This is a genomic window from Bacillus sp. AFS055030, assembly GCF_002574545.1.
Classification (GTDB): Bacteria; Bacillota; Bacilli; order Bacillales; family Bacillaceae_G; genus Gottfriedia.
The window spans coordinates 20,868-47,147 of the sequence record NZ_NUGT01000020.1 but is presented as its reverse complement, the minus strand read 5'-3'; the positions used below and the strand labels follow the sequence as shown (position 1 = coordinate 47,147).

26 protein-coding genes, 1 pseudogene and 1 other annotated feature are annotated in these 26,280 nt (G+C 32.0%); of the genes and pseudogenes, 17 read left to right on the top strand and 10 right to left on the bottom strand.

Annotation, left to right across the window (positions count from 1 at the left end):
• The first annotated feature begins 10 nt into the window (after positions 1-10).
• The 9 genes from CN925_RS09055 to CN925_RS21265 all read left to right on the top strand — a co-directional run bounded on the left by CN925_RS09055 (position 11) and on the right by CN925_RS21265 (position 9,461).
• Positions 11-976 (top strand): phosphotriesterase family protein, encoded by a 966-nt coding sequence (locus CN925_RS09055; protein WP_180232911.1) that lies wholly within the window; start codon positions 11-13, stop codon positions 974-976.
• 3 nt (positions 977-979) lie between these two features.
• Complete coding sequence (locus tag CN925_RS09050) at positions 980-1,927, top strand: shikimate dehydrogenase family protein (protein ID WP_098845928.1); 948 nt, start codon at positions 980-982, stop codon at positions 1,925-1,927.
• A gap of 42 nt (positions 1,928-1,969) precedes the next feature.
• Positions 1,970-2,914, top strand: a complete 945-nt coding sequence (locus CN925_RS09045; RefSeq protein WP_098845927.1) for a phosphoglycerate dehydrogenase — start codon at positions 1,970-1,972, stop codon at positions 2,912-2,914.
• On the top strand, positions 2,914-3,570 hold the full coding sequence (locus CN925_RS09040; protein WP_098845926.1) for a bifunctional 2-keto-4-hydroxyglutarate aldolase/2-keto-3-deoxy-6-phosphogluconate aldolase: 657 nt from the start codon (positions 2,914-2,916) through the stop codon (positions 3,568-3,570). The genes CN925_RS09045 and CN925_RS09040 overlap by 1 nt, the downstream gene beginning before the upstream one ends.
• Entirely contained in the window at positions 3,567-4,334 is a 768-nt protein-coding gene (gene nagB / locus CN925_RS09035; protein ID WP_098845925.1) for a glucosamine-6-phosphate deaminase, read from the top strand. The genes CN925_RS09040 and nagB overlap by 4 nt, the downstream gene beginning before the upstream one ends.
• Before the next feature lie 898 nt (positions 4,335-5,232).
• Complete coding sequence (locus CN925_RS09030) at positions 5,233-6,735, top strand: spore germination protein (protein ID WP_098845924.1); 1,503 nt, start codon at positions 5,233-5,235, stop codon at positions 6,733-6,735.
• The gene (locus CN925_RS09025) at positions 6,725-7,831 is read left to right on the top strand and encodes a Ger(x)C family spore germination protein (protein WP_180232910.1); all 1,107 of its coding nucleotides are present in this window, start codon (positions 6,725-6,727) and stop codon (positions 7,829-7,831) included. Before CN925_RS09030 ends, CN925_RS09025 begins: the two co-directional genes overlap by 11 nt.
• A gap of 19 nt (positions 7,832-7,850) precedes the next feature.
• Entirely contained in the window at positions 7,851-8,960 is a 1,110-nt protein-coding gene (locus tag CN925_RS09020; protein WP_098845922.1) for a GerAB/ArcD/ProY family transporter, read from the top strand.
• A gap of 333 nt (positions 8,961-9,293) precedes the next feature.
• The gene (locus CN925_RS21265; protein WP_180232909.1) at positions 9,294-9,461 is read left to right on the top strand and encodes a hypothetical protein; all 168 of its coding nucleotides are present in this window, start codon (positions 9,294-9,296) and stop codon (positions 9,459-9,461) included.
• A gap of 116 nt (positions 9,462-9,577) precedes the next feature.
• On the opposite strand, the gene CN925_RS09015 is transcribed toward CN925_RS21265, so the two are convergent.
• Together CN925_RS09015 and CN925_RS21260 are read right to left on the bottom strand one after the other, a co-directional pair.
• Entirely contained in the window at positions 9,578-10,279 is a 702-nt protein-coding gene (locus CN925_RS09015) for an FHA domain-containing protein (RefSeq protein ID WP_098845921.1), read from the bottom strand.
• A gap of 333 nt (positions 10,280-10,612) precedes the next feature.
• On the bottom strand, positions 10,613-10,783 hold the full coding sequence (locus CN925_RS21260; RefSeq protein ID WP_180232908.1) for a hypothetical protein: 171 nt from the start codon (positions 10,781-10,783) through the stop codon (positions 10,613-10,615).
• A 236-nt stretch (positions 10,784-11,019) separates the two neighbouring features.
• Between CN925_RS21260 and CN925_RS09010 the strand changes: the two genes are divergently transcribed.
• From CN925_RS09010 to CN925_RS08990, 5 genes are all read left to right on the top strand, one after another.
• Positions 11,020-12,348 (top strand): glycosyl hydrolase family 18 protein, encoded by a 1,329-nt coding sequence (locus CN925_RS09010; RefSeq protein ID WP_098845920.1) that lies wholly within the window; start codon positions 11,020-11,022, stop codon positions 12,346-12,348.
• Between the two features lie 274 nt (positions 12,349-12,622).
• A complete protein-coding gene (locus CN925_RS09005; protein ID WP_098845919.1) occupies positions 12,623-13,093 on the top strand; it encodes a hypothetical protein in 471 nt (156 codons plus the stop codon).
• Between the two features lie 273 nt (positions 13,094-13,366).
• The gene (locus CN925_RS09000; protein ID WP_098845918.1) at positions 13,367-14,179 is read left to right on the top strand and encodes a VOC family protein; all 813 of its coding nucleotides are present in this window, start codon (positions 13,367-13,369) and stop codon (positions 14,177-14,179) included.
• Between the two features lie 221 nt (positions 14,180-14,400).
• Positions 14,401-15,558: a murein hydrolase activator EnvC family protein gene (locus CN925_RS08995; RefSeq protein WP_098845917.1), complete on the top strand. Its 1,158-nt coding sequence runs from the start codon at positions 14,401-14,403 to the stop codon at positions 15,556-15,558.
• A gap of 136 nt (positions 15,559-15,694) precedes the next feature.
• Entirely contained in the window at positions 15,695-16,225 is a 531-nt protein-coding gene (locus tag CN925_RS08990; protein ID WP_098845916.1) for a hypothetical protein, read from the top strand.
• 652 nt (positions 16,226-16,877) lie between these two features.
• On the opposite strand, the gene CN925_RS08985 is transcribed toward CN925_RS08990, so the two are convergent.
• Positions 16,878-17,216 (bottom strand): DUF3889 domain-containing protein, encoded by a 339-nt coding sequence (locus CN925_RS08985; RefSeq protein WP_098845915.1) that lies wholly within the window; start codon positions 17,214-17,216, stop codon positions 16,878-16,880.
• 193 nt (positions 17,217-17,409) lie between these two features.
• Here CN925_RS08985 and sleB point away from each other — a divergent pair, with 193 nt between their 5' ends.
• Positions 17,410-18,204 (top strand): spore cortex-lytic enzyme, encoded by a 795-nt coding sequence (sleB, locus tag CN925_RS08980; RefSeq protein ID WP_483295184.1) that lies wholly within the window; start codon positions 17,410-17,412, stop codon positions 18,202-18,204.
• A 15-nt stretch (positions 18,205-18,219) separates the two neighbouring features.
• Entirely contained in the window at positions 18,220-19,545 is a 1,326-nt protein-coding gene (gene ypeB / locus CN925_RS08975) for a germination protein YpeB (RefSeq protein ID WP_483295183.1), read from the top strand.
• Positions 19,546-19,612: 67 nt separating this feature from the next.
• Here ypeB and CN925_RS08970 read toward each other — a convergent pair whose 3' ends face one another.
• The 3 genes from CN925_RS08970 to CN925_RS08960 form a co-directional block, all read right to left on the bottom strand.
• Positions 19,613-20,392 carry an undecaprenyl-diphosphate phosphatase gene (locus CN925_RS08970; RefSeq protein WP_098845912.1) on the bottom strand — a complete coding sequence of 260 codons (780 nt, stop codon included), beginning with the start codon at positions 20,390-20,392 and terminating at the stop codon, positions 19,613-19,615.
• A gap of 88 nt (positions 20,393-20,480) precedes the next feature.
• Positions 20,481-21,386 (bottom strand): beta/alpha barrel domain-containing protein, encoded by a 906-nt coding sequence (locus CN925_RS08965; RefSeq protein WP_180232907.1) that lies wholly within the window; start codon positions 21,384-21,386, stop codon positions 20,481-20,483.
• A 274-nt stretch (positions 21,387-21,660) separates the two neighbouring features.
• Positions 21,661-22,068, bottom strand: a complete 408-nt coding sequence (locus CN925_RS08960; RefSeq protein ID WP_098845910.1) for a cytosolic protein — start codon at positions 22,066-22,068, stop codon at positions 21,661-21,663.
• 133 nt (positions 22,069-22,201) lie between these two features.
• On the opposite strand from CN925_RS08960, the gene CN925_RS08955 reads away from it, so the two are divergent.
• Positions 22,202-22,453, top strand: coding sequence for an alpha/beta-type small acid-soluble spore protein (locus tag CN925_RS08955; RefSeq protein WP_098845909.1), 252 nt, complete (start codon positions 22,202-22,204; stop codon positions 22,451-22,453).
• Positions 22,454-22,573: 120 nt separating this feature from the next.
• On the opposite strand, the gene CN925_RS08950 is transcribed toward CN925_RS08955, so the two are convergent.
• The 4 genes and pseudogenes from CN925_RS08950 to CN925_RS08935 form a co-directional block, all read right to left on the bottom strand.
• A complete protein-coding gene (locus tag CN925_RS08950; protein WP_098845908.1) occupies positions 22,574-22,804 on the bottom strand; it encodes an excisionase family DNA-binding protein in 231 nt (76 codons plus the stop codon).
• Between the two features lie 138 nt (positions 22,805-22,942).
• A pseudogene (locus CN925_RS21545) lies at positions 22,943-23,260 on the bottom strand (nuclear transport factor 2 family protein).
• A gap of 72 nt (positions 23,261-23,332) precedes the next feature.
• The gene (gene proS, locus CN925_RS08940; RefSeq protein ID WP_098845907.1) at positions 23,333-24,766 is read right to left on the bottom strand and encodes a proline--tRNA ligase; all 1,434 of its coding nucleotides are present in this window, start codon (positions 24,764-24,766) and stop codon (positions 23,333-23,335) included.
• A gap of 146 nt (positions 24,767-24,912) precedes the next feature.
• Positions 24,913-25,124, bottom strand: a binding site (T-box leader).
• Between the two features lie 84 nt (positions 25,125-25,208).
• Complete coding sequence (locus CN925_RS08935; RefSeq protein WP_180232906.1) at positions 25,209-26,129, bottom strand: DMT family transporter; 921 nt, start codon at positions 26,127-26,129, stop codon at positions 25,209-25,211.
• Positions 26,130-26,280: the final 151 nt, after the last annotated feature.

The window sequence follows — 26,280 nt, the reverse complement described above, 5'->3', positions numbered from 1 at the left end:
AGGAACTTTTGTGATTCAGACAATTTTAGGACCGGTTTCAAAAGAAGAATTCGGATTCTGTCACAGCCATGAACATATATTTTTGGCTGATGGACATCCTGCCACCGTTAATCCTGTATTACGCATTGATGATTATGACCTATCAATTCGTGAATTGAAACTTTTTAAAAGTGTTGGCGGGCAGGCGTTAATTGATGCACAACCACTTGGATGCGGGAGAATGGAAAATTACTTGGCAGCTGCTTCAAAAGAATCTGGAATAAATATCGTAGCATCGACAGGTTTTCATAAAATGAGCTTTTATGATAAAAATCATTGGATTCATTATTATACAGAGGATCAATTAAGCCAGATTTTTATAAGAGAGTTAACTGTGGGAATGTTTGTGAACACAGATCATGCTATTCCCTCCGAAACTATTAGTCTGAAAGCTGGAAATATTAAAATAGCATATGATGAAGAACGCAGAGCCGATCACGAAAAAAAATGGTTCATGGCTGCTGCTCGTGCCTGCCTGGAAACTGGATTTCCTATTATGTGTCACGTAGAAAGTACAAGGCAAGGGATGGAAATATCTCAATTTTTTATGAAACAAGGTGTTCCTCCGCATTGCTTAATTATTTGTCACATGGATCGGACGCTTGATGAGTTAAATCTTCATAAAGAACTGGCGGAAATGGGTATCTATTTGGAATATGATACGATTGGCCGTTTTAAATATCATAATGACGAAGAAGAAGCAGAGCTACTATTATTGATGGAGGAGTCAAGATTCATCAGTCAAATTTTGATTGGGCTAGATACAACGAGAGCACGTTTGAAAAGTTACGGCGGTCAGATTGGACTTGATTACATTCAAGAGAGTTTTATTCCTTTGTTAAGAAAAACCGGACTGAGTAATGAAAGTATTCGCCAAATAACTGTTAATAATCCGGCTGAAGCATTCTCAAAAAAAAATAATAAAAAGGTGATGTGATTGATGATTTTACCAGAAAGCGCACAACAACCAACCATGTATTTTATCGGTGTAACTACAACTCAATCTTCTATAATGAATCTTTTTCCTTTGTGGGCTCAAGAGTTAGGGATTAATGAAGCTGTTATCAAAGGAATTGATATAGAAATTCACGCGGAAGATAGTGTCTATCAAAAATGTATAGATTTTATCAAAAATGACCCACTTTCAATGGGTGCTCTTGTCACTACTCATAAGATTGATCTATATAACGCCGCATCGGCTGCTTTCGATGATTTAGATCATTATGCAACAATGTTTCATGAGATTTCTTCTATATCAAAACGAAATGAATGTCTGATCGGACACGCTAAAGATCCCATTTCCAGTGGATTAGCGATGGAAGCTTTCATACCGAAAGATTTTTGGAAGCATAATGGTGAGGTATTTATTATGGGTGCCGGCGGTAGTGCTCTCGCTATATGCTCTTATTTAACTGATGTTAAACATGGTTCGAATTTAACGAAAAAGATCATTATTAGTAATCGTAGTGAAGCGCGTTTAAAGTCTGCCGAAAAATTATTGAGTCAAATTAACACACCTGTTCAATTTGAATACCATTTATGCCCAACAGCTGAAGATAATGATCATGTGTTACAAAATTTGCCACCCCATTCATTAATTATTAATGCAACAGGATTAGGAAAAGATCGACCTGGTACACCTTTAAGTGATAAAGCAAGTTTCCCTCAAAATAGTCTTGTATGGGAATTGAATTACCGTGGGGCATTAGATTTTATGCATCAAGCGATAAAGCAAAAAGAAGATAAAAATTTACATATTGAAGATGGCTGGATTTATTTTATACACGGTTGGACACAAGTTATTGCAGAAGTATTCGATGTAGATATTCAAGGGAATTTTGAAAATCTAGAGAAAATCGCCATGGAATTACGATTGACTGCTAATTAACCATGATTAAAATAGACTAAGTTTAAAAAAAGGGGGAGAAGTATGAAAAAAAAAGTTTTAGTAACGCCTCGTTCATTTGGAAAGCACAGTACAACACCTATTCAACTACTTGAAAATGCAGGTTATGAAGTGCAGTTAAACCGATATAATCGTATATTAACGAAAGCTGAAATGAAAGAAGCTATCCAAGACGTAGATGGTGTTATAATTGGCGTCGATCCGTTAGATAAAGAGGTTCTAATGGAAGCAAAAAACCTAAAGGCAATTGCCAAATACGGTGTCGGGACAGACAACATTGATTTGGATTATGCTGATAAACATCAAATTTCAGTATCCATTACAGCTGGTGCTAATAGTAATGCAGTAGCAGATTATACGATGTCACTTATGTTATCGGTAGCTAGAAGAGTGGCAACAATCGATTATAAGTGTCGACAGAAAGATTGGTCTAAAATAACAACGGTTGATGCCTATGGCAAAACTTTAGGGTTAATTGGAACTGGCAATATTGGAAAAGGTGTTGCTAAAAGAGCAAAAGGTTTTGATATGAAAATATTAGCATATGACCTTGTAAGAGATGAGGAATTTGCTAAAGAACATGGGATCACCTACGTTGAAAGTGTCAACGATATTCTTCAAGAAGCAGATTTCATTAGTTTGCACCTACCTTTAAATAATGAAACCCGTCACATCATCAGCTACGAAGAGTTTCAAATGATGAAACCTACTGCTGTTATCATTAATACGGCGAGAGGTGGACTAATTAACGAAGATGCACTTGAAAATGCTTTAAAAAACAAGTTGATTTGGGGAGCAGGAATCGATGTATTTGAGCAGGAGCCACCAATTAATCATGGTCTATTATTATTAGATAATATCGTGATTGGCTCTCATTGCGCAGCATCAACGATTCAAGCCATTGATAATATGGGAATTTATGCGAGTCAGAATCTCCTTAAATCTTTGGAACTGGAAGGAGCATACTAATGAATAAAGATCAAGTAACAAAAATCATCTGTGATAACGGAGTAGTACCTGTTATTCGAGCTGATAGTAAAGAGCAAGCTATTAGGATTTCAGAAGCATGTTTAGAAGGTGGAATCAATTCTTTAGAAATCACATTTACCGTCCCAAAAGCTCATAAAGTATTAGAGTATTTGGCTGATAGATATATAAATGAAGATATTGCTATAGGAGCAGGTACAGTGATGGATTCAGAAACTGCCCGCATAGCTATTCTTTCTGGCGCATCCTTTATTGTATCTCCTTATTTAAATGAAAGTACAATCAAGCTTTGTAATCGCTATCAAATAGCATCATTACCAGGTGTTATGTCAATTAAAGAAGTAGTTCAAGCAATGGAACTTGGTGTCGATATTATGAAACTATTTCCGGGTGAGGTGCAAGGAACTGATATGATTAAAGCTATAAAAGGACCAATTCCGCAGGCTAAAATCATGCCAACTGGTGGTGTCAGTCTTGAAAATATATCTGATTGGATTAATTCAGGGGCAGTTGCTGTTGGAATCGGTGGATCATTAACTTCAAGTTCTAAAGTGAACGATTTTCAAACTATAACTGATCTCTCTAGACAATTCGTGCAAAAAGTACAAGAAGCAAAGAAAGAATTGATTAAACTATGAAAATAAAAATTTTTGAAACAGCTGAACAATTAAATCAGTATGCAGCATATTTCGTTTTACAACAAATTAACATAAAGCCTAATTTAAAAATGGGGATGGCAACGGGACGGACACCTATTGGACTTTATGAAGAGTTGATTAAGCAACATCAATCAGGGGTTGTTTCGTTTAAGCAAGTGAGCATGTATAATTTGGATGAGTATATTGGGCTTCCAAAAGAGCACAATCAAAGCTTTTATTCATTTATGCAAAAAAACCTATATAACTCTATTGATGTAAAGGAAAATAATCTGCATATCCCTAATGGAAATGCGGTTAATATGGACGATGAAGTTAGTAGATATGATCAGTTATTAAATCAAGTAGGACAATTAGATCTGCAGATACTCGGAATCGGAACGAATGGACATATTGGTTTTAACGAACCGGATCAGCATCTTATTGGTGGCACTCATGTGGTGGAATTAACGAATGAAACCAAACAGGCTAATTCTAAAGACTTTGAAAAAGTAGAAGATGTCCCATCTTATGCTATTACAATGGGTGTGAGGGATATAATGCGTTCAAAGAAAATACTGTTTATTGCGCTAGGGAAGGATAAAGCTGAAATTGTCAAAGAAGCATTCCAAGGAAATATCTCAACTTGGTGTCCTGGATCTTTTCTTCAATTGCATCCAAATATCATGGTTCTTCTGGATAAAGAAGCATCTAGCTTATTAGACACTAAAGAAATTTCTTTGTTAGAGAAGAGTGTTATCTATTAGTTAAGATAGTTACTAATAGTATCGTTTTTGTAAACTAATAATTATAATTGTAGAAAAATATCGCAATTTTCGGTCAGCTGAGTTTGAAAATATAAATATTTACTATATTTTTAAGACACCGACTACAAATGAGCCTTGCTTTTATTAAAGCAAGGTTTTTTATATTAAAGTAATTCCTAACAAAATACTATTTCTATAAACATTCTTTTATCTTTTTTCAGTCAGTATTATTTAATTTTTTGTATTATTTTTTATCGTGTTGCAAAGAGCTTGTAAAAAACTTGTAAAAAGAGCGTAGTCTAATTTGCATAGAATTGTTACATTTCTAAGTTAACATATCTATCAAAACCATTTATGGACCCTAACACGAAAAATACAATACCTTATTCTCCAAGAATTCAAGGATCTGGTTTAATGCAAATTCAAAATGCCATTAATACCCCGGTTATCATCACAAGAAAAGGGTCTTCACTCGAGCAAGCAGGAGCAGTAGCGTTAAAAGAAATTAATTTCTACAGATGTTAAAACGAAGGATGGATTTAAAGTAACAACAGATTTAGAAGAAATTATTTTAAAACGATAATTTTTTTTAGTACAAGTCAGTTTTATGAGCTAGACTTGTATTTTTTTGTATTTGCCATCTGATATTTTCTAAAAATCCTAAAATTTGACTTTTAGATCTGATCAATCCAAATTCAATCGTTTAAAGTATCGGAGAAATGACCTAAATCGCATACATTTTATTGAATATAAATTGGAAAGAACGAAAAAATAAAGTAGGGAATAAAATGGAAATTCTAGGTAGACTCTATTTATATCTTTAAAAACATAATTAACCTCAGTTATATAACGATCTCAAACGTAAAGTCAAAATAATTCAATCTATTGGGTGGTCTAAATGCGTTTACAATCTAATGAACGGAATAGCGGGGAGACAAAAAAAGAAACAAAGTCAATAACATCCATATTTCAACAAGCTGCTAAATCGAGTGATTTTCATCAATTTTCATTATCTGAAGAACAGGATCTAACCATTAGTTACTATAAAAGCATGGTCGATTCAGATAAAATAAATAATCTTTTACTCCCAGCATTACAAGAGCATTATAAAAAAATTAGTACGATTAATGATGTGAAAAAGTTGATTCCTTTTGAGGATGTTGAAGTAACAACTGATCCAGTAGATCTCGAAAAAAAATTAATAAAAGGATATGTTATTCTTGAATTCAGCTATTTCAAGCGCTTTTTGGCGATAAACGTAGAAAATTCAAATCTTGGTTACCGCGAAAATAATGATACAGAAAATGAATTTAGTGTGATTGGTCCAAAAGTAGGATTTGTTGAAGACCTGAGTACTAATCTTCATCTAATTCGAAAAAAATTACCTATACCTGAGTTAGTTTTTGAGGAAATCAAAGTAGGTTCAATGTCTAAAACAGAAGTCGTTATAGCCTATATAGATGGCATTACGAATCCAGAATATATCGAAACTGCTCGTCAACGTTTGGAAAACGTCGACTTCGATGTTATTTTTGATAATTCAATCATTGATCAACTTATTTCAGATAACTCAAATTCGCCTTTTCCTATTTTTTTATCTACTGAACGGACTGATCGGGTTGTCTATGCAATGATTAACGGGCAAGTTGCGATCTTATCGAATGGTTCCCCATACATTATTACAGGACCGACCACTATATTGGATTTTTTCATTTCTCCAGAGGATTATTTTCTAAATTGGGTATTAGGATCGTTTTTTCGCATTATTCGTATAATGAGTGTTATTTTCTCTTTGTTTGCGACACCAATCTATGTAGCAATTTTAACATTTCATTACGAAGTTTTACCTGACGATTTATTGCAGCCATTAATTAGTTCTAGGGCACATGTTCCATTTCCCCCAATGTGGGAAGCTATTTTTTTAGAGACTACAATTGAATTATTAAGAGAAGCTGGAGCTCGATTACCGACAAAAATTGGACAAACACTTGGTATTGTAGGTGGTATTGTAATCGGACAGGCATCAGTCCAAGCAGCATTAACAAGTAATATCTTACTGATTATCGTATCACTATCTGCACTTGCTTCTTTCACTACACCTATATTTAAAATGTCAAATGCCATTCGACTTTTGCGGTTTCCACTCATTTTACTTGCAGCATTTATGGGTGGTTTTGGCATCATAATAGGATTTGTACTTATTTTAGGGCATTTATTAAAACTTAAATCGTTAGGAAATCCATATATGGTACCTTTGTATCCATTTAGAATAAAAAGCTTTAGCGATACTTTTATTCGGTCACCCTATCAATTTACAACGACTCGCAGTAGCTTTTTAAGACCTCTTTCACTAAAAAGATATAATCCTAAAAAAAATAAGGATGATCGTCATGAAGAATAGGAAAAACCGAAAACATATTTATATTTTTAGTGGATTTTTTCTACTTTTGTTATTGCTATCTGGTTGCTCTCTTCCACAAAAAATTATTAATGAAGTGCAAATTATATCAGTATACGGTTTTGACAAAGTTGAAGATCATTTTGTTGGAACGGCACTTTACTCTGATTTTACAGAAGTAGACAATAAAGGGAGTTCTATGCTACAGGGGAGTGGTAAGAAATCTCTATTAATTAAACAAGCATTAAATAAACAATCCCCAAAACCGCTTGAAATGGGTAAGGTGAACCTTTTTATTTTTGGAAAAGAATTAGCTGAAAATGGGGTTTCGTATTTTATAAAAGCGGTTTGTAGGGATCCATTGATTGGAAGCAATGCAATATTAGCTGTTTCAGAAGAACCAGTAGAAGAATTATTAAAGAAAAACCTCCACAAAGACAGTAACTATATCTATAAATTAATTGAACAAAATTTTAAAACTCAATTTGTACCGGTTCCAACTATACATAGTTTTTTATTTGATTACTACGGAGAGGGTAGAGATGCTTCTTTACCTTTTATTAAGACAAATGAAAAGGGAAATATTGAAGTAAATGGTCTAGCTGTTTTTAAGAAGGACAAACTTGACTTTATTTTAGATCCAAAAGAAAGCTTACTCTATAAAATATTAAGAGGTAGAGTAATTAGAGGACAAACCGAATTTAATATACAGAAGGGGAAAAAAATTGATACCGGAATATTATCGATTTTAAATGGGAACGAAAAAAAATATATAAATACAAAAAAAGGAAAAACAAAAGTGAAATTTGATATTACTTTAAAAGGGATGGTAAAGGATTATCCAGATTGGTTAGATTTAATGAAACGAAAAAATAATATACTTTTAAACAATCAATTGGAAAAACAAATGGAAGAAGATTTTGAAAAACTATTATTACATTTCCAAGAACGTCAAGTCGATCCTATAGGTATAGGTGATTTAGCAAGAGTCCATTCAAGAAAATGGAACGAAAAGGAGTTTTATGAAAAGGTGTATCCAGCAATTGAATATGATGTGAATGTCAAAGTAGTATTATTCCAATCTGGAATTGGCCAATAAAAAGTAAAGGAGATCGTCTATGAGTAAACAATTAAAAGAAAGTCTGACAGTATCTCCCTTTTTCTTATTATTTATTTTTAATAGTACCCAAACAGGTGTAGGCTTGTTGAGTTTTCAAAGTAAAATAATAAAAGGAGCCGAACAAGATGCATGGTTATCGGTTTTAGTAGTTGGTATCTCTATACATATCATTATTTGGTTAATGTATTACTTATTAAATAAATCTAATAACGGAGATATTATGTCTTTACATCAACAATTATTTGGGAAATGGATTGGTAATGTATTAAATATATTTTTTTATATTTACATGCTTTTAGTCGGAGCTACAATCATTCGCTCCTATATAGCAGTTCTTATTACTTGGGTTTTTCCATATTTTCCAATATGGCTCTTATCATTTATTATGCTTCTTGTCATCACCTATTTGGTTATTGGAGGATTTAGAGTCATTACAGGCATCTGTTTTTGGGGAGTACTAATTCCATCTCTTTTATTGCTTACATTTTATTTCCCATTGAAATATACATATTGGACGAATTTATTACCACTATTTAATCATAGTATAAGCGATTATTATGCTTCCGCAAAGAATTGTATTCTGATGTACTCTGGACCTGAATTTTTGCTTATTTACTTTCCGTTTATTAAAAATAATGTAAAATCCCAAAAATGGGCACATCTTTCACAAGCGTGTACAATCATTTTATACTTATTTATCACATTCATTTCATTTGCTTATTTTAGTGCCGGACAGCTTAAACATATAACTTGGCCAACACTTATGATTTCAAAAATTATTCGCTATCCATTTATCGAAAGATTTGAATATGTATTTATATTTTTATGGTTATTAGTTATTCTTCCTCCTTGCTGTATGGCATTGTGGGGAGCTTTCCGAATTTTAAAAGAATCGTTTAAATTTAAAACTAAGAAGTCTTTATGGTTTTCAATTCTAATTGTTCATTTAATGGTAATTAGTGTTAGCAGTAAAACGGGTGCGGAGAGTATCGCGATTTTTATGACATACGTCACTTCTAGTTTTCTTTATTTTTATATACCATTTTTATTTTTGGTGGTTCTTGTGTTTCAAGCGTTTAAAAAAACTAATTATTTAGGGAGTAATTAGTTTAGAATTTAAAACGTTAGAAAGGAATCAAAGCTGTTTGTTGCGTCTTTTCTATTAAATCTGATTTTTTAACTAATATCTATTCGGAAAAAAGCTAACAACTAAAAACCTGTTCCTGAAGCGGAGCAGGTTTTTTATTTTACTAAAAAAGTGTTGTTTTGCATAGATAACGAAACGAATCATTAGAGAAAGAGATAATAATTTAAAATGTTAGTGTTTTGTTATCAATATGATATTGAGTAAAAAAGCGGGAAGTAATACCTTTACATAAGTACATAATTTCGTTTTAGACGATTTTGATTTCATTTGATTACTGTAAAAAGGGTGAATTTAATGTTTTATTTATTAATGATTATTGGAACAATAGTATGGTATATTCTATTAATTTTACCTGTATATGTATGCGCAATATTTCTTTTTGTAGGATCACTGTGTTCTTTTATTGCAATTTATATTGAATTAACAATTTTAGAGAAAAAAGTAAGAGCTAATTTATTATAAGCTGACATTTATCGAAAAATAAGTATATTTGGTTTGTTATTATCCAAAAAAGAAATACAATTATTTGCTAAAGAAGAGTGTGGAATGTTTTTAAACTATTCTACACTCTTTTTCCATTACAAATCCTCTAAATCAAACAGATATCCATACCGTGGAACGGAAACAATTTTATGACCGTATTTTCCTAATTTCTTACGTAATCGATAGATAAGAGTATTAATTTCTTCTCGTCCCACATCAGGCTGCTCAATATCTTTCGTCATCCGTTCAGGCCAAACACCTATTTTAATTTCGTTATAGCTTACTGCGCTATTGGCTCTTTGATATAACAACAAAAATAACTCTGTATCTTTACTTGTTAGATGGATTCTTACGCCATCAATTAGAATTTCTCGCTTAACTACGTTCACCGTTAAACCATTAAATTCGTTTATTTGTTTATCGAAAACTAATGGCATATCAAGTGTGTCTCCAAGGTTTTGCTCTGATAGATTATGAAAAATAAGAATAGCGGCACCACTTGCAAGACTTATACAATCACCATCACGAAGGAAATAAGGTTTATTTTTCTCTATCGAAATATGGTTTACTTGTGTTCCATGTTTACTCATGAGATCAACGATTGTGTAATTTTTCTCTTTATCGAAACTAATTAATGCATGTTTTCTTGAAATATACTGACTTGTAAAAGGAATATCTGGGCATTCATTACCCCACGTACGGCCTAGTAATGTTTTATTATAGGAAATCGGAATTCTATTTTGGTTTGTGGCTGTTTCTCCTTGCTTTATAGAAAGATAAACGTTTTGAATACTCATGAAGTTACTCCTTTGAAAACTAATCTAGTTAAACAAAAAAGAGTATATCATAAGAAACTAAATTGTAAAGACAATTCATTATTTATTGTATCTTTTAATGAGAGAAAAGTAGGAACTAGATTATTAACTTAATAAAAAAGTACTTTAAATTCATTTACAGATTGCTAATAATCGAATTAATTCATTTAACTAGTAGATTCAGCGGTAACCTTTATTTTTTTCATATTCGTGCAACGGTTTTAAGCATTAAATCTGATTTTAAAAATCAAATTTTAAACAATTTAAAGAGCTAATCGTTAAAGTATTCGATTAGCTCTTTTTACTTACTTATTTTTACTTAGGATTTTTGTTTAGCATTTCAATCATTTGGTTTCTTTCTCCGCCATCAGAAAGATCTTCTGAAAATTCATGCTCTCTCTTTTTACCTAACAGTTCTTCAGATGTACGGATTGTGCTAGATGGCAAATTATTATTAGCAGCAGCTTGTTCATTCCATTTACTCATTCAGATCACCTCTTAGGATAAGTATTAGAATTTGTCCATGGATTTATTTAGAAACTTGTAAAGTAAAAGTGTACCTAAAGGAGAAAAAGTTTATATGGGAGTTATTAACGTAGAAATGACGTCTTTTTAGATTCTTTTACTATTTTTTATACATTTAAGTAAAATTTTCATATTAAGCAAATGATAAAAACAGTAGTTACTACGTATCCAATAGTCTAATAACAAGGTGGGTAAACATGCATAAGAGATTATTTATGATAGTATTTACGTGTTTATTTTTATTCTTACTTCCAGCCAGTACATCTTTTGCAATTGTCATATACGAGGTTAAACCCGGAGATAGTTTAAATAAAATTTCCAATCAGTACAAATTAAATGTTAAAACCTTTGCTCAATTAAATGGACTTGAAAAAAATGACAAATTAGTAATCGGTCAAGCAATGATCATTCCAGGGTCAACATATTATGTGAGAAATAATGAAGCTTTATGGGATATTGCTTACAGACATTCAATTAGTGTTAAGTTATTGAAATCCAAAAATAAGCTATCAAATGACAATATCATTCCTGGGCAAAAATTGTTCATTCCGACAATTTCATCAAAGAAAATTTGGACGGGCACTTATTTTATTCCTCAAAATAAAAAAACGAATAATTGGATGCTAGATCATTATAAAAAAACGTTAACAAGTATTTTTATTTTTGAATATCATCCAACTAAACAAGGGCATTTGATAAAAGTAAAAGATAATGGTGCGATTAAACATGCTTGGAATAAAGGGATAACACCTTATGCCACCTTTACTAATATTAGCGATAAAGGTTTTGATCCAAATCTTATTCATAATTTGATTCATCATAAAACCTTACGTAAAAAACTAATCTCAAATATTTATTCATTATTAGATCAAAATCACCTTAAAGGAATCAATTTGGATTTAGAAATGGTTAAACCTGGGGATAGAGTAGATCTTAATCAATTTATTAAAGAATTATCTGTAAAGTTGCATCGTTCTAAAATGGAACTAATAATCGCTATGCCTCCAAAAGATGGGGATAATATTCCAAGTTACTATAATGCTTATGATTATAAAACAATTGGAAAATATGTCGATAAGATGTTTATCATGGCGTATAACTGGCATTGGGCAGGGAGTACATCTGGACCTATAGCCCCAATCCGAAATGTGAGAAAATCTTTAGAATATGCAGTAAGTGTTGTTCCAAGGTCAAAAATATTACTTGGAATACCTCAATATGCATATGATTGGCCAATAAATGGTGCAATCCAAACAGGGAAAGCCTATTCTACACAAAACGCAATAAATACTTATAAGAAATATGAAAGTCAAGTCTACTATGATCAAGAGGCATCAGCACCAGCGTTTCGTTATCTAGATAAAAAAGGAATACAGCATGAAGTATGGTTTGAAGACCCTCGAAGTTTACTTGCAAAATTTCATTTAGTAAAAGAATATAATATAGCTGGATTAGGATGCTGGCACTTAGGCATAACCGTTCCACAAACAGAAGAAATTTTATTAAATGAATTTCGGATTCAATAATTTTTTAAAATTTATGCTTTACTCATTGTTACATATTTCGGAGCTGAAACTACTCAGCTCCTTTTATCAGTTACGGTGAAAATTTCTTCAAAATTAGATTTTCAATGGAACAAGAAGACTACATCAAACTGGTTAAAAGGTTAGTATCTAGTATGCGAAGAATTTTTATTGTTCTTTTTATACTAAAATGTACATCTTTTATCAGTTGTCTCATATCGTTTAATAGACGGACATGTGATGAAAGAAGAGTGTTATATGGAAGAGAGGATGTCAGATGATGAAGCGATTTGCAACGTATTATCCATATGATCAAAAATTGGTGATTGAGAATCATCACAAACACTTTCAAAGCGAAATGAAAACTGTACAATCGTTTACTAATTCAAGATTGCTGTTCGATAAATCGGTTAAAGAAATAGGAAAGAATGTGATACTTATAGGGCTAGGTGTAGGCTTAGTAGGACTACTAGTTCCAACAAGTAAACTTTTCTTATACCAAGCAGGCATGATCATTGGGAATGCCTTCTACCATGCAATCGATTGGGTGCATTATGAATATGGGCAACACATTCATAACTTATCATCAATCAAGATCAGTTCCGGACATTTTTTGGCCACGATTGATCCACAGCATACAATCGATAGTCCACTTCCAAAAGACCGACATTATCTCCTTGAGAAAATCGATGGAAAAATGAAAAATCATTTCGAAGGGGTTAAAGATTTCCTAGAACGAAATAAATGAAGAAAAAACTCCTTGCCTTGTTGAGGAGTTTTTTATGTTGGTCATTTTTGTATATAAATTTCCCTAAAATTTTAAAAATGAAGACAGATGAGAATGATTGAGTCAACGATGAATAGGAGTACTTACTTAAATGTTTACTCTTATTTATTTATCTAATAACATTAATAGATAAGCGGAAGTATTATTAACATATTAAAAATTTGACGAAAACGAGGATCATGCAGGCAGAAATCTACTAATGAAACTAGAAAATAAAGGGAAAGGAGTACGATAATGGATTTATTCTTCGATCACCTTGTTTGGTTTTTTAAGAAACCAGAGAAAACAATTTTACCTTTAAAACAAAGAGGGATTCATGTTGTGAAGGGTGGACGTCATGAATCTTGGGGTACATATAATACGCTAACTTATTTTGGTTTAAGTTATATTGAATTTTTAGGAATTGAAAATTTATCAATAGCAAAAAATCATGAGGAAAATCGATTAGTTACGCAAATCGTAGAACAGCTTGCAAATGAAAGTCGGGAAGGTCCAGCGACAGTAGCAATCCGAACAAATCATATTGAAGAACTAGCAACTAAACTTAAAAAAGAAGGACTCACAGTATTTGGACCGCTGAACGGCGAGAGAGTTCGTGCTGATGGACAGATAATCAGATGGTCATTATTATTCCCTGAATACCCTGAGAAAAATGTAAAGTTACCATTTTTTATAGAATGGGAAAAATCAGATGAAGAAAGGTATTCGGAGTTAAAAGACCAAGGAATTATCGGTTCTCGCTTATTAGGTCTACCAAAACTGGATAGTATTGGTTTTGTCGTCAATAATTTGGATAAGACAGTAGAAATTTGGGAGGAATTATTTGGCCTTCAAAAAGGTGATGAATACACAGATCATGAAATCAATGCTCGTTGTAGACTATTAAATTTGAATGGAACTAATTTATTATTTTGTACACCAATTGGAGATGGTCCAGCTGCTAAGGTTTTAAAAGAAAAAGGGGAGACACCTTTTTTAGTGAACCTTACTGATACAAATCAAAATCTCTTTTTTGAAATGTTTGATGGTTATTGGAACTTTCAATAATTAAAACAATAAATGACAAAAAATGAAGGATAGAAAAACAGATAAGATATCTGCTATTTCTATCCTTTTTTGTACTTTCTTTTAAAATATGGTGTAGATTTTTTATTGTGTTGCAAAGAGCCTGTAAAAAACTTGTAAAAAGAGTGTAGTCTAATTTGCATATAACTGTTACATTGCTAAGTTAACATAGATAGGTATATGTCAAGCTTAAGGAGATAATAATGAAACAAATTATAAATAAATTAATATTAGTTGCTGCAGGTTTATCAATTACAATACTTCCAAATGGTGTACATGCAGAGAATACAGCAAATTCTAAGATTAAGAGTATTCAAGATAAACGAGTAAAAGTTCGAGAAGAAGCACAAAAAGCAAAAAATGAGATGGATCAATTAAATGATCAGAAAGAATTATTATTAAATTCTTTAGATATAATTAACACATCAATCGAGAATACAAAAATCAAGAAAAGCCAAAAAGTTGCAGAATTAATAAATGGTCAAAAAGAAATAGAAGAATTACAAGCTGAAATAGAAGAATATCAAAAACGTTTAAATCAACGTCAAGTAATCATCAATAATCGCTTGGTTACAATACAAAAATCGGGTGGAAATAACTCATATTTAGACGTTATTTTTGATGCAAAAGGTATTGGTGATCTAATTCAACGATTAAACGCTATTAGTAAATTTATGAATGCTGATCAAGACATCGTTAAAGAACAACAAAACGATATTGAAAAAGTTGAAGTAAAAAAGAATGAACTTCTGTTAACTCAAACTAAATTGGAAAAAGATAAAAAAGAACTTCAAAACGTAGAACGCTCACTTATTAGTCAAGAAACTCAAATGAATGCTATTTTAAGTAAGCTGAAAGATGATTTAGATGAAAAGGAACAGGATATTTTGAGTTTAGAAGAACAGGAAGATCTATTAAAAGAACAAGAAAAAGCAATAAAACTCGCTTCAATTTCAAGTGGTAATTTTACTCGACCAGCACAAGGGTATGTATCTTCAGGATTTGGTTATCGATCATTTGATCATGAAACGCATTTTGGAATAGATATTGCTAAAAGTGGAAGTACACCGATTGTCTCAGTAGCAAATGGGGTTGTCATTCGAGCTTACCATTCATCTAGTTATGGTAATGTTGTTTTTATTACACATAATATTAGTGGAAAAGTATTTACATCTGTTTATGCTCATATGCAAAATTATCAAGTTTCAGCGGGACAAACTGTTTCAAAAGGACAAAAAATTGGAACGATGGGAAATACGGGACATTCTTTTGGTAAGCATCTTCACTTTGAATTGCATAAAGGACAATGGAATGAGTCAAAATCAAACGCCGTTAATCCTGCAAAATATATTAACTTTTAAGCATCTTTCTAGGACAAACTATAAAAACAGCCTAATTTAAGCTAGGCTGTTTTTGATTTGGGAAAGATTTGTGAATGGGGTTTATCGTATAATAAGAATAGACCAAAATTTTTTCTATAAACAAAGGATGAAGTAGATGGAGCAAATACGATTTGCAACTAAACATGATTTCGACAGACTGATCGAACTTGATGCTAGTGAGTATACAACTGATTGGTTAGTAACTAACGAGTTTGCGACTGCCGCATGGGAACGAAATCAGGAGATATACCGCGTGCTTGAAAGTAATGAAGAAATTCAAGGATTTATTGCTTTTTTTCCGTTAGAAAAATCAACATTCGAAGCGCTGTTAGTTCATGAGTTAGATGAAAACAAATTATGTGACTATATTATCCCATATAAAAAAGGGGAAACTGTATACATCTATTTGGCAAATATTATCGTAAACCAAAGCCACAAGTATCGAAAACGATTTGCCAAGTTGATGATTCAAGAAATTAGAAATGAAATAAATCGTATTAAAGCACTAGAATGTAATATAGGAGAAATTGGTGCTATTGCAATTACAGATGCTGGGGTACGCGTTTTAGATCGATCACAATTAATCTATACTGGAAAATATCCTGGATCGGATTTAGCATTCGTTTATCGAGGAACAACATTTTAACTTCGAATCAATAAATTGCATCGATTGATGAACAGCTAACGCCAAGTAGTTTGCTTGAAAAATACAATCAGTTTTTCTTTAAGGAAAACGATAGCAATATCAAATACATATCCGAGGAATTTGGTAAAGGAACGGTATATAGAGGGGGGGTAAAAAATTGCCATCCTACTATTATTGATTTTTTCTAGTTTACATAATATATATTATAGGAAGTTGAAGTAAAATCAACGAATCTCATCTCAATTAATAAGTATTCTTGATATTTTGAGATGAAATAAAAAAAAACATCAATTTAATCAAAAAATTAATTCGCTTTAAAATCATATTTAATAAAACTAAAATTTCTTTACTATAAATTGTTTTATTTAGTAATTTAAGCATTAAATTTATATATTATAATTATTCTTTATTAAAAATTGTGTTTATAGTTCTAATAAGGATTCAATCATTTTTGTTTATATGCACTCACTGATCCTGTTTTATTTATTGCATATCAATTTCATTCAATTGGTTTAACCTCTTAATTTTTCTATAAATTCATACATCTTTTATTCAACTAATACACTCCTTTAATAACCCATGTGATCCTTCTCACAATGTTATCCGATAAAAAAACATCACCATTTAAGCGATGTTTTTTATCGTTTGTCTATTAACGATCCGTCTCTGTGTAGCTAATTCCTAAGTATCTCTCTGTTCTTGTTTCAAATTCTACATTTACAAATACCCCAAATTCCCTACTTCCATCTTTCCTTCTTAACCATAACTTGAATTTTTCGATTGAGACGGTTGGTGATTTTTGTTCTCTTCCTATGTGTAAATAATCGATTACATCCGACTGCGGGTATCTTTGGATTGTTTTTTCAACTGCGATTTTCCCCCATTTAGCATATGGAGGCTCATAAACTGGTTCTGCAGTCGCTTGGTTTAAATTGCTAAAAATACAAAATAAGAATGAGAAAATGAAAATGGCTCTGTATGTTTTTTTCATAATACCTCCTTTTTGCTTCTATCCTTACTATTCGACCGCTCAACTCGAACTATCCGTTTCTTGTTTTTGCAATTAATATCAATTTTTACGCTTTTTACTAATAAAAAGAAATTTTTTACAAATAGTAATCCTATATGTATTTGATTAAGGAGGATTTATTTTGCAAAAAAATTTCCACATTAAAACTGCATTTATTATCTTATGCATACTATGTATTTCACTGATTACTTTAAATAGTTACTTACCTAAAAAAGAAGTTAATGCTTTTAGTAGTCAAGTACTTAGTCGAGGGTCCACAGGCGAAGATGTTAGAGAGCTTCAAGAACGCCTTATCTTTATAGGATTTCTCGATGATAAAGCTGATGGGGTTTTTGGTTGGAATACATACTGGGCTCTTCGTAATTTTCAAAAGGAATTTGGTATGAAGGTTGATGGGATCGCAGGAACAAAATTAAAAGAAATGTTAACAAAAGCAACTAAGAATTATAAAGGTAAATCATCTAATAATACAGCAAATAATAATTCAAATAATAACGGTTCCAACAACAAGCCGGCTAAACCGGATACAAATAAACCTAATAATTCGAATGCAAAACCAAATAATAAACCGATTGTAAACGCACCTAACGGTTATACAGATAACGATATTAAATTAATGGCTAATGCTGTCTATGGAGAATCACGTGGTGAACCATATATTGGGCAAGTTGCAGTTGCTGCAGTTATTTTAAACCGTTTAACAAATGCATCTTTTCCGAATTCGATAGCTGGTGTTATTTATCAACCAGGTGCTTTTACGGCTGTGGCTGACGGTCAAATTAATTTAACACCTAATGAACAGGCTAAAAAAGCAGTAATTGATGCGATAAATGGCTGGGATCCAACTACAGGATGTATTTATTATTACAATCCTAAAACAGCAACAAATAAATGGATTCGTGGCCGCCCTATTATTCTTACAATTGGTGAACATATTTTTTGCAAATAATTGTAGTGAGGTGTAATTATGAAAGGTAGTTGGATTGTTGCAGGTGCTTTAGCAGCCGCTCTAATCGGAACTGGTTATTGGGGATATTCGCAACAACGTGAGCTGAAAGAAATGAACTTAAAAGCGGAAAATAGTTATCAGAGAGCTTTTAATGAATTAACATATGATATTGATTTGTTACACGATAAAATTGGTACGACTTTAGCAATGAATTCTAGAACGTCTCTCTCCCCTGCTTTAGCAGATGTATGGCGACTTTCGATTCAAGCTAAATCTGACATTGCACAACTTCCACTAAAATTTGTGCCTTTTGATAAAACACAGGCCTTTTTAACTGGAGTAGGAAACTTTAGCTACAAAACAGCAGTTCGAGATTTAGATAAACAGCCTTTAACTTCAAAGGAATTTAGTTCATTACGAAATATGTATTCAACAGCAGAAAAAATTCAAAATGGCCTACGGAATGTGCAAACAAACATCATGAATAAAAATTTAACTTGGATGGATGTTGGTCAAATGGCCGAAGAACGAAAAGCACCTCGAGACAATAGTATCGTGAATGGTTTTAAACATATTGAGCAAGTAAAAGCAACGACAGACAATGATTTTGGTCCTACGTTTACGAATGGTCAAGAAGAATCTAAAGGCTTAAAGAAACTAACTGGTAAAAAAATTAATCAAAATGAAGCTAAAAAAATTGCTCAAGACATTGTACCGCTTAAAAACGTTACGAAAATTCAAGTTACTAGAAGTAAAAGCGGTAATGATCGATTTGAACCTTTTTACTCAGTTTCAATGGCTCATAAAAACCCAACAGCTGATACGTATATGGAAATCACTGAGACTGCAGGCTTACCTATCTTCTTTATGACAAATAGACCAATCGCAAAACAGCAAATCAGTTTAGACGATGCAGTGAAAAAAGGTTTAAAATATTTAAATTCAAAAAACTATAAGAACATGGAAGTCTATGATAGTTCACAATACGATACAATTGGCGTACTTCAAATGGTTAAATCAATTGATAACGTGCGTATCTATCCTGAAGCCATTCAATTAAAGGTTGCATTAGATAACGGGGAAATCATCGGATTTAATGCTAAAAACTATATTACAGCTAACCATGTACGTAAAGTCCCTACTCCTAAGCTGACACTTGAGCAAGCAAGAGGAAAGCTTAATAAAAATGTTAAAGTTGAAGAAGAACGATTAGCTGTCATCTTAAATGATTTTAATAAAGAAGTTCTCACTTATGAATTTTTAGGCACATATAATCACGATACATATGATGTCTATATTAATGCAATGACTGGTGATGAAGAAAAAGTTAAAAAACTTTAAAGAAAGTCAAAAAGCGCAGGTTTATTACTACCTGTGCTTTTTTGTGTGTTAATATTCTCGATTCACATTAAAATATCTTCAAATACTGAAGAAGTACAATACTAACCCCTAAAAAAATGACATAATAACCAAAAATATTCAGCGATTGTTTTTTTAATAAATTGATCATCCAACTAATGGCTAAATAACCGAATAGACTTGCGGCTAATGTTCCAAGAAATAGCGGGAAAAAAGCAATTTGCTCCGCGTTTCCACCAAGAAGATCTTTTCCTTGGAATACGATTCCACCTAAAATTGCCGGAGTAGATAATAAGAATGAAAAATAAGCAGCGCTTTTTCGTTCCATTCCTTTAAATAAGGCTGCAGCGATCGTTAATCCTGAACGAGAGACCGCTGGAAATATAGCAAGTGCTTGAAATGAGCCGATAAATAATGCATCAACCCATGTCAAGTCCTCCATCGTCTTTTTGCCTTTTCTCCTTTTATCTGCAATAAATAAAATAATACCAGTAAAAATAAACTCCCACCCGATCGTTTTACCTGAAACAGATATTTCATCAAAAAAATCTTTAAATAATAAACCTACAACTACAGCGGGTAATGTTCCTACAAATAATAATAAAGTTAATTTTGAAAAAGGTTTTTTTATTAAACTTTTCCATTCTTTACTGTAAAAAACAAACACCGCTAATAAAGTACCGATATGCATTAACGTATCTAGTAATAGACCTGCCTCATCTAACCCGAATAAATGTCTACCAATATATAAGTGACCGGTACTACTGATTGGGAGAAATTCAGTTAACCCTTGAATGATGCCTAATATAATTGCTTCAATGTTAGACATAATCAATTCTCCTTTCATTCAAATTAGTAAATTATATGCAACAAAAATTCAATTCTTGTCCTAATTATTAAATCAAAATAAAAAAGCATCATAATAGATGCTTTTTGGATGATAATATTGTAAATAACTTACTAGTAGGTTCTTCATTTAATTCGTTTGAAATATAGTTTGTAGCTTCTACTAGTTTTTCTTCATCAATATTAGTTGGAATATCAAGTCGATGTAAAAATGATATTAAATCTTCCGTTTCAATCATGCTATGTTTTTCATTAGATGGGAAACAACCTCCGAACCCTCCGTTTGCTGATTCAAACCGACAAATCCCATATGAAAGTGATGTATAAATGTTAGAAATGCCATTTCCAAAAGTATTATAAAATTGCATCGAACAATTCTCTTTAGGTATTTTGATTAATAAATCTTCTAAAAACAACTTAACTTGAAGTGGCATTACATTGCCTAATGTATCAACAAATGAGATCTCATCCACTCCATCATCTAATAATTGCGATGCCAAGTCGATTGCTTTTTGATGATTTACATTTTCATCGTGACAACCAAATACTGTTGTAATATATGCACGGGTTCTCTTTTCATAATCCTTCGTTACGCTTATCATTTCCTTTATATCTTTCAATGATTGAGTAATGGAGCAATTTTTAACTTTCGCATTATATGACTCACTTGTTGAGATAAAAAAGTTAATTTCATCGGCATCAACGACAAATGCTCTCATTAAACTTCTCTTATTCGCAACTAATACGCCATATGTTAAGTGATGATCTCTTTTTAGCTTCAATACTAACTCGGTCGCTTCATTAAACTGTTGTCTATTTGGATAATTCATTAAAGTAGATACTTCGATGTGAGTTAATCCACTTTCTATTAAGTAGTTAATCCATTGTAATTTTTGGTCAATAGATAATCGTGATCCATATTGAAAAATAATACGAGGTCCAATTTCTTTTATGAATACTGACTGTGGCAAGTTCAATATGATCGACTCCTATTCTACTTTTTTTTAAAAACAAGCTCATCTGATAATATCCTTGTATTAATTCTACTCTATCAAAAGTTAATTATGATTGATCGAGTAGAATCTCAAAATAAAAAAACTCTCGATAAAAATATCAAGAGTTTTTTTGAAATGATTTGTCTTAAATTAAGAACGAAAGAAATTAGTGAGATTCCCATTTTTTTGCATAAATATCCAATTATAAATATATAAACTCGGTATTTATTGGAAGAATATACATTTAATTGGTAATTTATACTTCTAAATCTTCGCCTTCTTCAATTACATGGAATAATAAATGAACTAAATGATGAATTGAACTAGAAGCATCCAGCTCAACTTCCTCTTCTTCAGAAGTTTCATCAACGAATTCTAGATCATTTAAATATAAAGCCATGAATTCATAAAAATCCTTCATCGCAAATGAATAGCAAGCAACTGGTTCTTCATCTTCTTCATTATACTGAAGAACTAAATGAGATACATTTCCGTCATTATCCTCTGAATCTAAAAATACAAAAAAGCCTATATTCGTATCGATTTCAAATAAATGTCTAGTACCACCTTCAGTAGACTTATGGTATTCCTCATCATTCAATTTTTGGACTAACATATTATCTACATTATCTTCTTTGTGAAAAGTTACATTAAAAGATTTCATCATCAATTCTCCTTTTAGATCGATTAATCAACGCATGTCTACATTATGTAACATTCCCTATTTTATAGCAATTATTTCCATCATTAAAAAAATCAGTAAAAGGGAAACGTAAAACTAAAAGGAGTGGGTTCGATTGAGTAGAAAAAATAAAATCTTAGTTCCTGAATCTAGAAAAGCTCTTGATGCTTTAAAAGCGAAAGTAATGCATACATCTAATCCTGAAGATGCTAAGTTCGAAGCTGCCGAGGAAGTTGGCGTTCCTTTGAAAAAAGGATATAATGGCAATTTAACGTCTCATGAAAATGGTAAAGTTGGTGGCCGTATTGGTGGAAATATGGTGAAAGAATTAGTTAGAATGGCGCAGGAGAATTTGAATAAACGGTAATGGTATCAGAATAAATTTCTCACATTATTGTCTTAAGTTATTCGTGTTAGTAAACTAATTAAAAAAATCAGATTGTAAGAAGTAACTTTCTTTAGCAACCTCTTACAATCTGATTTTATGTTAATCTTCATCTTTTACATCTGGGTCTTCAGGAATTGGTTCGTTATAATAATCAGCAATCATTTTTTTTACTTTTTCCATTTGTTCTAAATGATTATTAAATTGTTCTTTATAAATTAAATATTGTTCCCCATCATGGACCGCTCTTATTTTTCGTTCTTGAATCAATTGGTTAATATAGGATTCTTCAAGATCTAAGTATTCCGCTGTTTCTTTAATTGTTAAATACATTCTGTTCTCCTTAGTAACTATTCTTACATTATCTTACCATAAGTTTGTGAATGATTTGATATTGAAAATTACATGATTTATAAAACAAAAGAACACAAATCGAGGGATTCGTGCCCTTTTGATCATTTTGCTTATTACCTAAGATGTTGGTGTGCCCTGGTGAAAATATATTTTCCATTGACCATCTTTAAACTGCCATATTGAACTACGCAAGGATTGTTGTTTTTTACTTCATGAACGATTCGATAGGTCACTAATTTAATTTCGTCTGATAATGGATGTATTTCAAAATCACTTAATGTCACTTTCACAATTCCGATGCCATTTTCTAATTGATCATCCTTATATAAAACCTTGACTGAACTCCCTAATTCAAAAAATTCATCTGCTAGTAATTTTTTTTTGTTCAGTTTGTGAGGTGCGAATTTCTGGTTTACGTAATTTTTCTTCTAACATATAAAGATGCTAAAAAATTTGAACCTGCCATCATTCGTTCACCTTCTTCGTTTTATTTAGACTGATTTTAAATTAGTAAGCTTTACCCCAATAAACCATTACATCCGTTTTCTTTCCACAGCATACACATGTATCAGCAATTTGTTCTTGTTCAAATGGAATGCATCTTGATGTTAAACCGGCTTCTTCTTTAATTTGTTCTTCACAAGCTAGATCTTGACACCACATTGCCTTAATAAAACCTTGTTTTTCTTCACTGATTTGTTTTAACTCGTCCATCGATGTCGCTTTAAATGTTTTTTCTGTTCGATTGTTTAATGCTTTTTCGTAAAGTGATTGTTGGATTTCTTCAAGTAATTTTGTAATATTTTCTTCTAAAGCATCTAAAGAAACGATTGTTTTTTCTCTTGTGTCACGTCTTACTAAAACCGCTTGATTCTTTTCGATATCTTTTGGCCCAATTTCCACACGAACTGGAATTCCTTTCATTTCATATTCGTTAAACTTCCAGCCTGGCATTTTATCAGACGTATCAATTTTTACTCGAGCAATTTTTGAAATACGAGTTTTTAATTCAGTTGCCTTTTCAATCACGCCTTCTTTATGTTGAGCAATTGGAATAACCATTACTTGGGTTGGTGCAACTTTTGGAGGTAAGACTAATCCGCTATTATCACCGTGAACCATAATTAATGCACCGATTACCCTTGTTGTCATACCCCAAGAAGTTTGGTGTACATATTGTCTTTTCGAGTTTCTATCTGTGTATTGAATATCAAATGCTTTCGCAAATCCATCTCCAAAGTTATGAGAAGTACCACTTTGTAATGCTTTCCCATCGTGCATTAAGCTTTCAATTGTATAAGTAGCTTTCGCACCTGCGAATTTTTCTTTTTCTGTTTTTTGACCTTTAATAACAGGTATTGCTAAGAAATCTTCTAAGAAATTAGCATAAACATTTAGCATTTGAATTGTTTCTTTTTGTGCTTCTTCAGCGGTTGCATGTGCTGTGTGTCCTTCTTGCCATAAGAATTCAGTCGTTCTTAAAAACGGTCTAGTTGTTTTTTCCCAACGAACAACTGAGCACCATTGATTATATAATTTTGGTAGGTCATTATAGCTTTCAACTGTTTTTGAAAAATGTTCACAAAATAGTGTTTCGGATGTAGGACGAACTGCTAATGGTTCAGCTAATTCATCATGACCACCATGTGTTACCCAAGCAACTTCTGGTGCAAATCCTTCAACATGATCCGCTTCTTTTTGTAATAAAGATTTAGGGATAAATAATGGCATATATACATTTTCATGATCTGTTTGCTTAAATTGAAAATCTAATTCTTTCTGGATATTTTCCCATAATGCATAACCATAAGGTCTTAAAATCATACAACCTTTAACACTTGAGTAATCGACTAATTCTGCTTTTTTTACGATATCTGTGTACCATTGTGCAAAATCAACATCCATATCTGTAATTGCTTCAACAAATTTTTTTGTCGTCATTTTCTCTACTCCTATTCATTTTTTAGAAAATAAAAAACGCACGAGAATAATCAACAAAGGGACCATTCTCGGCGTTACCACCCTAATTACTATATAGAAAATACGAAATAAGCAAAAATGATAAACAAAAAACGCCATGAATAATCAAAAGGGACCATTCATGGCGTTACCACCCTACTTATTATGTAAAAACTCTACATAATCTCTTAACATCTTTAACGGGAAAACCGCTGTAGCCTACTATTATTTCGGTACAGAGACTCCAAGGCTGGTTCAGTTTATTCACTTTAGGAATTTGCACCACCCATTCCCTCTCTTAAAAGCTAATAAACTTACTATTCCTTTTCTAAGTCATCTATTAATTTAAAGTTATAATACGTGAACAAATTCTAACTGTCAATAAGTAGTATACCCATTTTTTAAAAATTTCTTACATTTCTTACTATATAGCCTCATTTTTTAATTCTTTTGTTCGTTTCTTTGGTAAAGGTATTTCAGATAACAGCATACCACCAACAATAAAAGTCCCACCGATTATTGTTTGGATCGATAATGTTTCATTTGCAAAAATGACTGCGGTAAATGCAGCAAAAACAGGTTCAAAAATAAAAATTAATGCTGCTTTCGTTGAAGAAATATGTTGTTGCGCAAACATTTGAACCCAAAACGCAATACTCGTACAGAATACCGCAGTTACGATCACCGCAAAAATGAATGTCGGGTTGACCCAGAGTTCTTTTGAAAATGAAACGGATGTATCTTCAAAAATGAAAGAGAAAACCGAACTACTAATGCCAACTGTTGCTAGTTGAATCGTTGTAAAGGTGAGTGGATCCATTTGTTTCGTAAACTTTCCGGATAAAATAATATGGAATGCAAATGCAAACGCTCCAAAAAGTGTAAGGACATCTCCAATATTGACAGAAAATGAGTCCCCTAACGTTAAGAAACTTAGTCCAAGTAATGCAATTAAACAGGCGATTACTGTAGACCAGCTTGACCGTTCTTTATAGACTAAATATAAAAGAACAGGTACTAATACAACACAAAGACCAGTTATAAAACCTGATTTTGATGTAGCTGTATACTTTAATCCAAATGTTTGAAGTAAATACCCTAAAAACAACATGAATCCAATACCACTAGTAATAACGATTTGTTTTACCGTTAATTTAGTTTTTTGTTTTCTTTTCACTAAAAATGGCAAAAGGACTAAAGTTGCGAGGATAAATCGAAATGCGTTAAAAGCAAACGGTTCAACGTATGCAATCGCATTTTGGACTACTACAAATGTTGTGCCCCAAAGTAATGTTACGATAATTAATGAGATGGTAGCTATTCTATCTATTCTCAGGTCTTTCATCCCCCTCCACATAATTGGCCCCTATAAAACGCATGTAAGAAAACTCGTTGATTGACAAGTTTAATTGGCGACTATGTTGTAATCACTTCATTATTGCCAACTTACTCCCAATTAACGTAAAAAAAGATGTGAATTTACCACATCCAAGCAC

Coding starts and splice junctions, on each gene's coding strand:
- CN925_RS09050 (WP_098845928.1), top strand. CDS start 980: ATGATTTTACCAGAAAGCGCACAACAACCAACCATGTATTTTATCGGT.
- CN925_RS09045 (WP_098845927.1), top strand. CDS start 1,970: ATGAAAAAAAAAGTTTTAGTAACGCCTCGTTCATTTGGAAAGCACAGT.
- CN925_RS09040 (WP_098845926.1), top strand. CDS start 2,914: ATGAATAAAGATCAAGTAACAAAAATCATCTGTGATAACGGAGTAGTA.
- nagB (WP_098845925.1), top strand. CDS start 3,567: ATGAAAATAAAAATTTTTGAAACAGCTGAACAATTAAATCAGTATGCA.
- CN925_RS09030 (WP_098845924.1), top strand. CDS start 5,233: ATGCGTTTACAATCTAATGAACGGAATAGCGGGGAGACAAAAAAAGAA.
- CN925_RS09025 (WP_180232910.1), top strand. CDS start 6,725: ATGAAGAATAGGAAAAACCGAAAACATATTTATATTTTTAGTGGATTT.
- CN925_RS09020 (WP_098845922.1), top strand. CDS start 7,851: ATGAGTAAACAATTAAAAGAAAGTCTGACAGTATCTCCCTTTTTCTTA.
- CN925_RS21265 (WP_180232909.1), top strand. CDS start 9,294: ATGTTTTATTTATTAATGATTATTGGAACAATAGTATGGTATATTCTA.
- CN925_RS09015 (WP_098845921.1), bottom strand. CDS start 10,279: ATGAGTATTCAAAACGTTTATCTTTCTATAAAGCAAGGAGAAACAGCC.
- CN925_RS21260 (WP_180232908.1), bottom strand. CDS start 10,783: ATGAGTAAATGGAATGAACAAGCTGCTGCTAATAATAATTTGCCATCT.
- CN925_RS09010 (WP_098845920.1), top strand. CDS start 11,020: ATGCATAAGAGATTATTTATGATAGTATTTACGTGTTTATTTTTATTC.
- CN925_RS09005 (WP_098845919.1), top strand. CDS start 12,623: ATGATGAAGCGATTTGCAACGTATTATCCATATGATCAAAAATTGGTG.
- CN925_RS09000 (WP_098845918.1), top strand. CDS start 13,367: ATGGATTTATTCTTCGATCACCTTGTTTGGTTTTTTAAGAAACCAGAG.
- CN925_RS08995 (WP_098845917.1), top strand. CDS start 14,401: ATGAAACAAATTATAAATAAATTAATATTAGTTGCTGCAGGTTTATCA.
- CN925_RS08990 (WP_098845916.1), top strand. CDS start 15,695: ATGGAGCAAATACGATTTGCAACTAAACATGATTTCGACAGACTGATC.
- CN925_RS08985 (WP_098845915.1), bottom strand. CDS start 17,216: ATGAAAAAAACATACAGAGCCATTTTCATTTTCTCATTCTTATTTTGT.
- CN925_RS08970 (WP_098845912.1), bottom strand. CDS start 20,392: ATGTCTAACATTGAAGCAATTATATTAGGCATCATTCAAGGGTTAACT.
- CN925_RS08960 (WP_098845910.1), bottom strand. CDS start 22,068: ATGAAATCTTTTAATGTAACTTTTCACAAAGAAGATAATGTAGATAAT.
- CN925_RS08950 (WP_098845908.1), bottom strand. CDS start 22,804: ATGTATTTAACAATTAAAGAAACAGCGGAATACTTAGATCTTGAAGAA.
- proS (WP_098845907.1), bottom strand. CDS start 24,766: ATGACGACAAAAAAATTTGTTGAAGCAATTACAGATATGGATGTTGAT.
- CN925_RS08935 (WP_180232906.1), bottom strand. CDS start 26,129: ATGAAAGACCTGAGAATAGATAGAATAGCTACCATCTCATTAATTATC.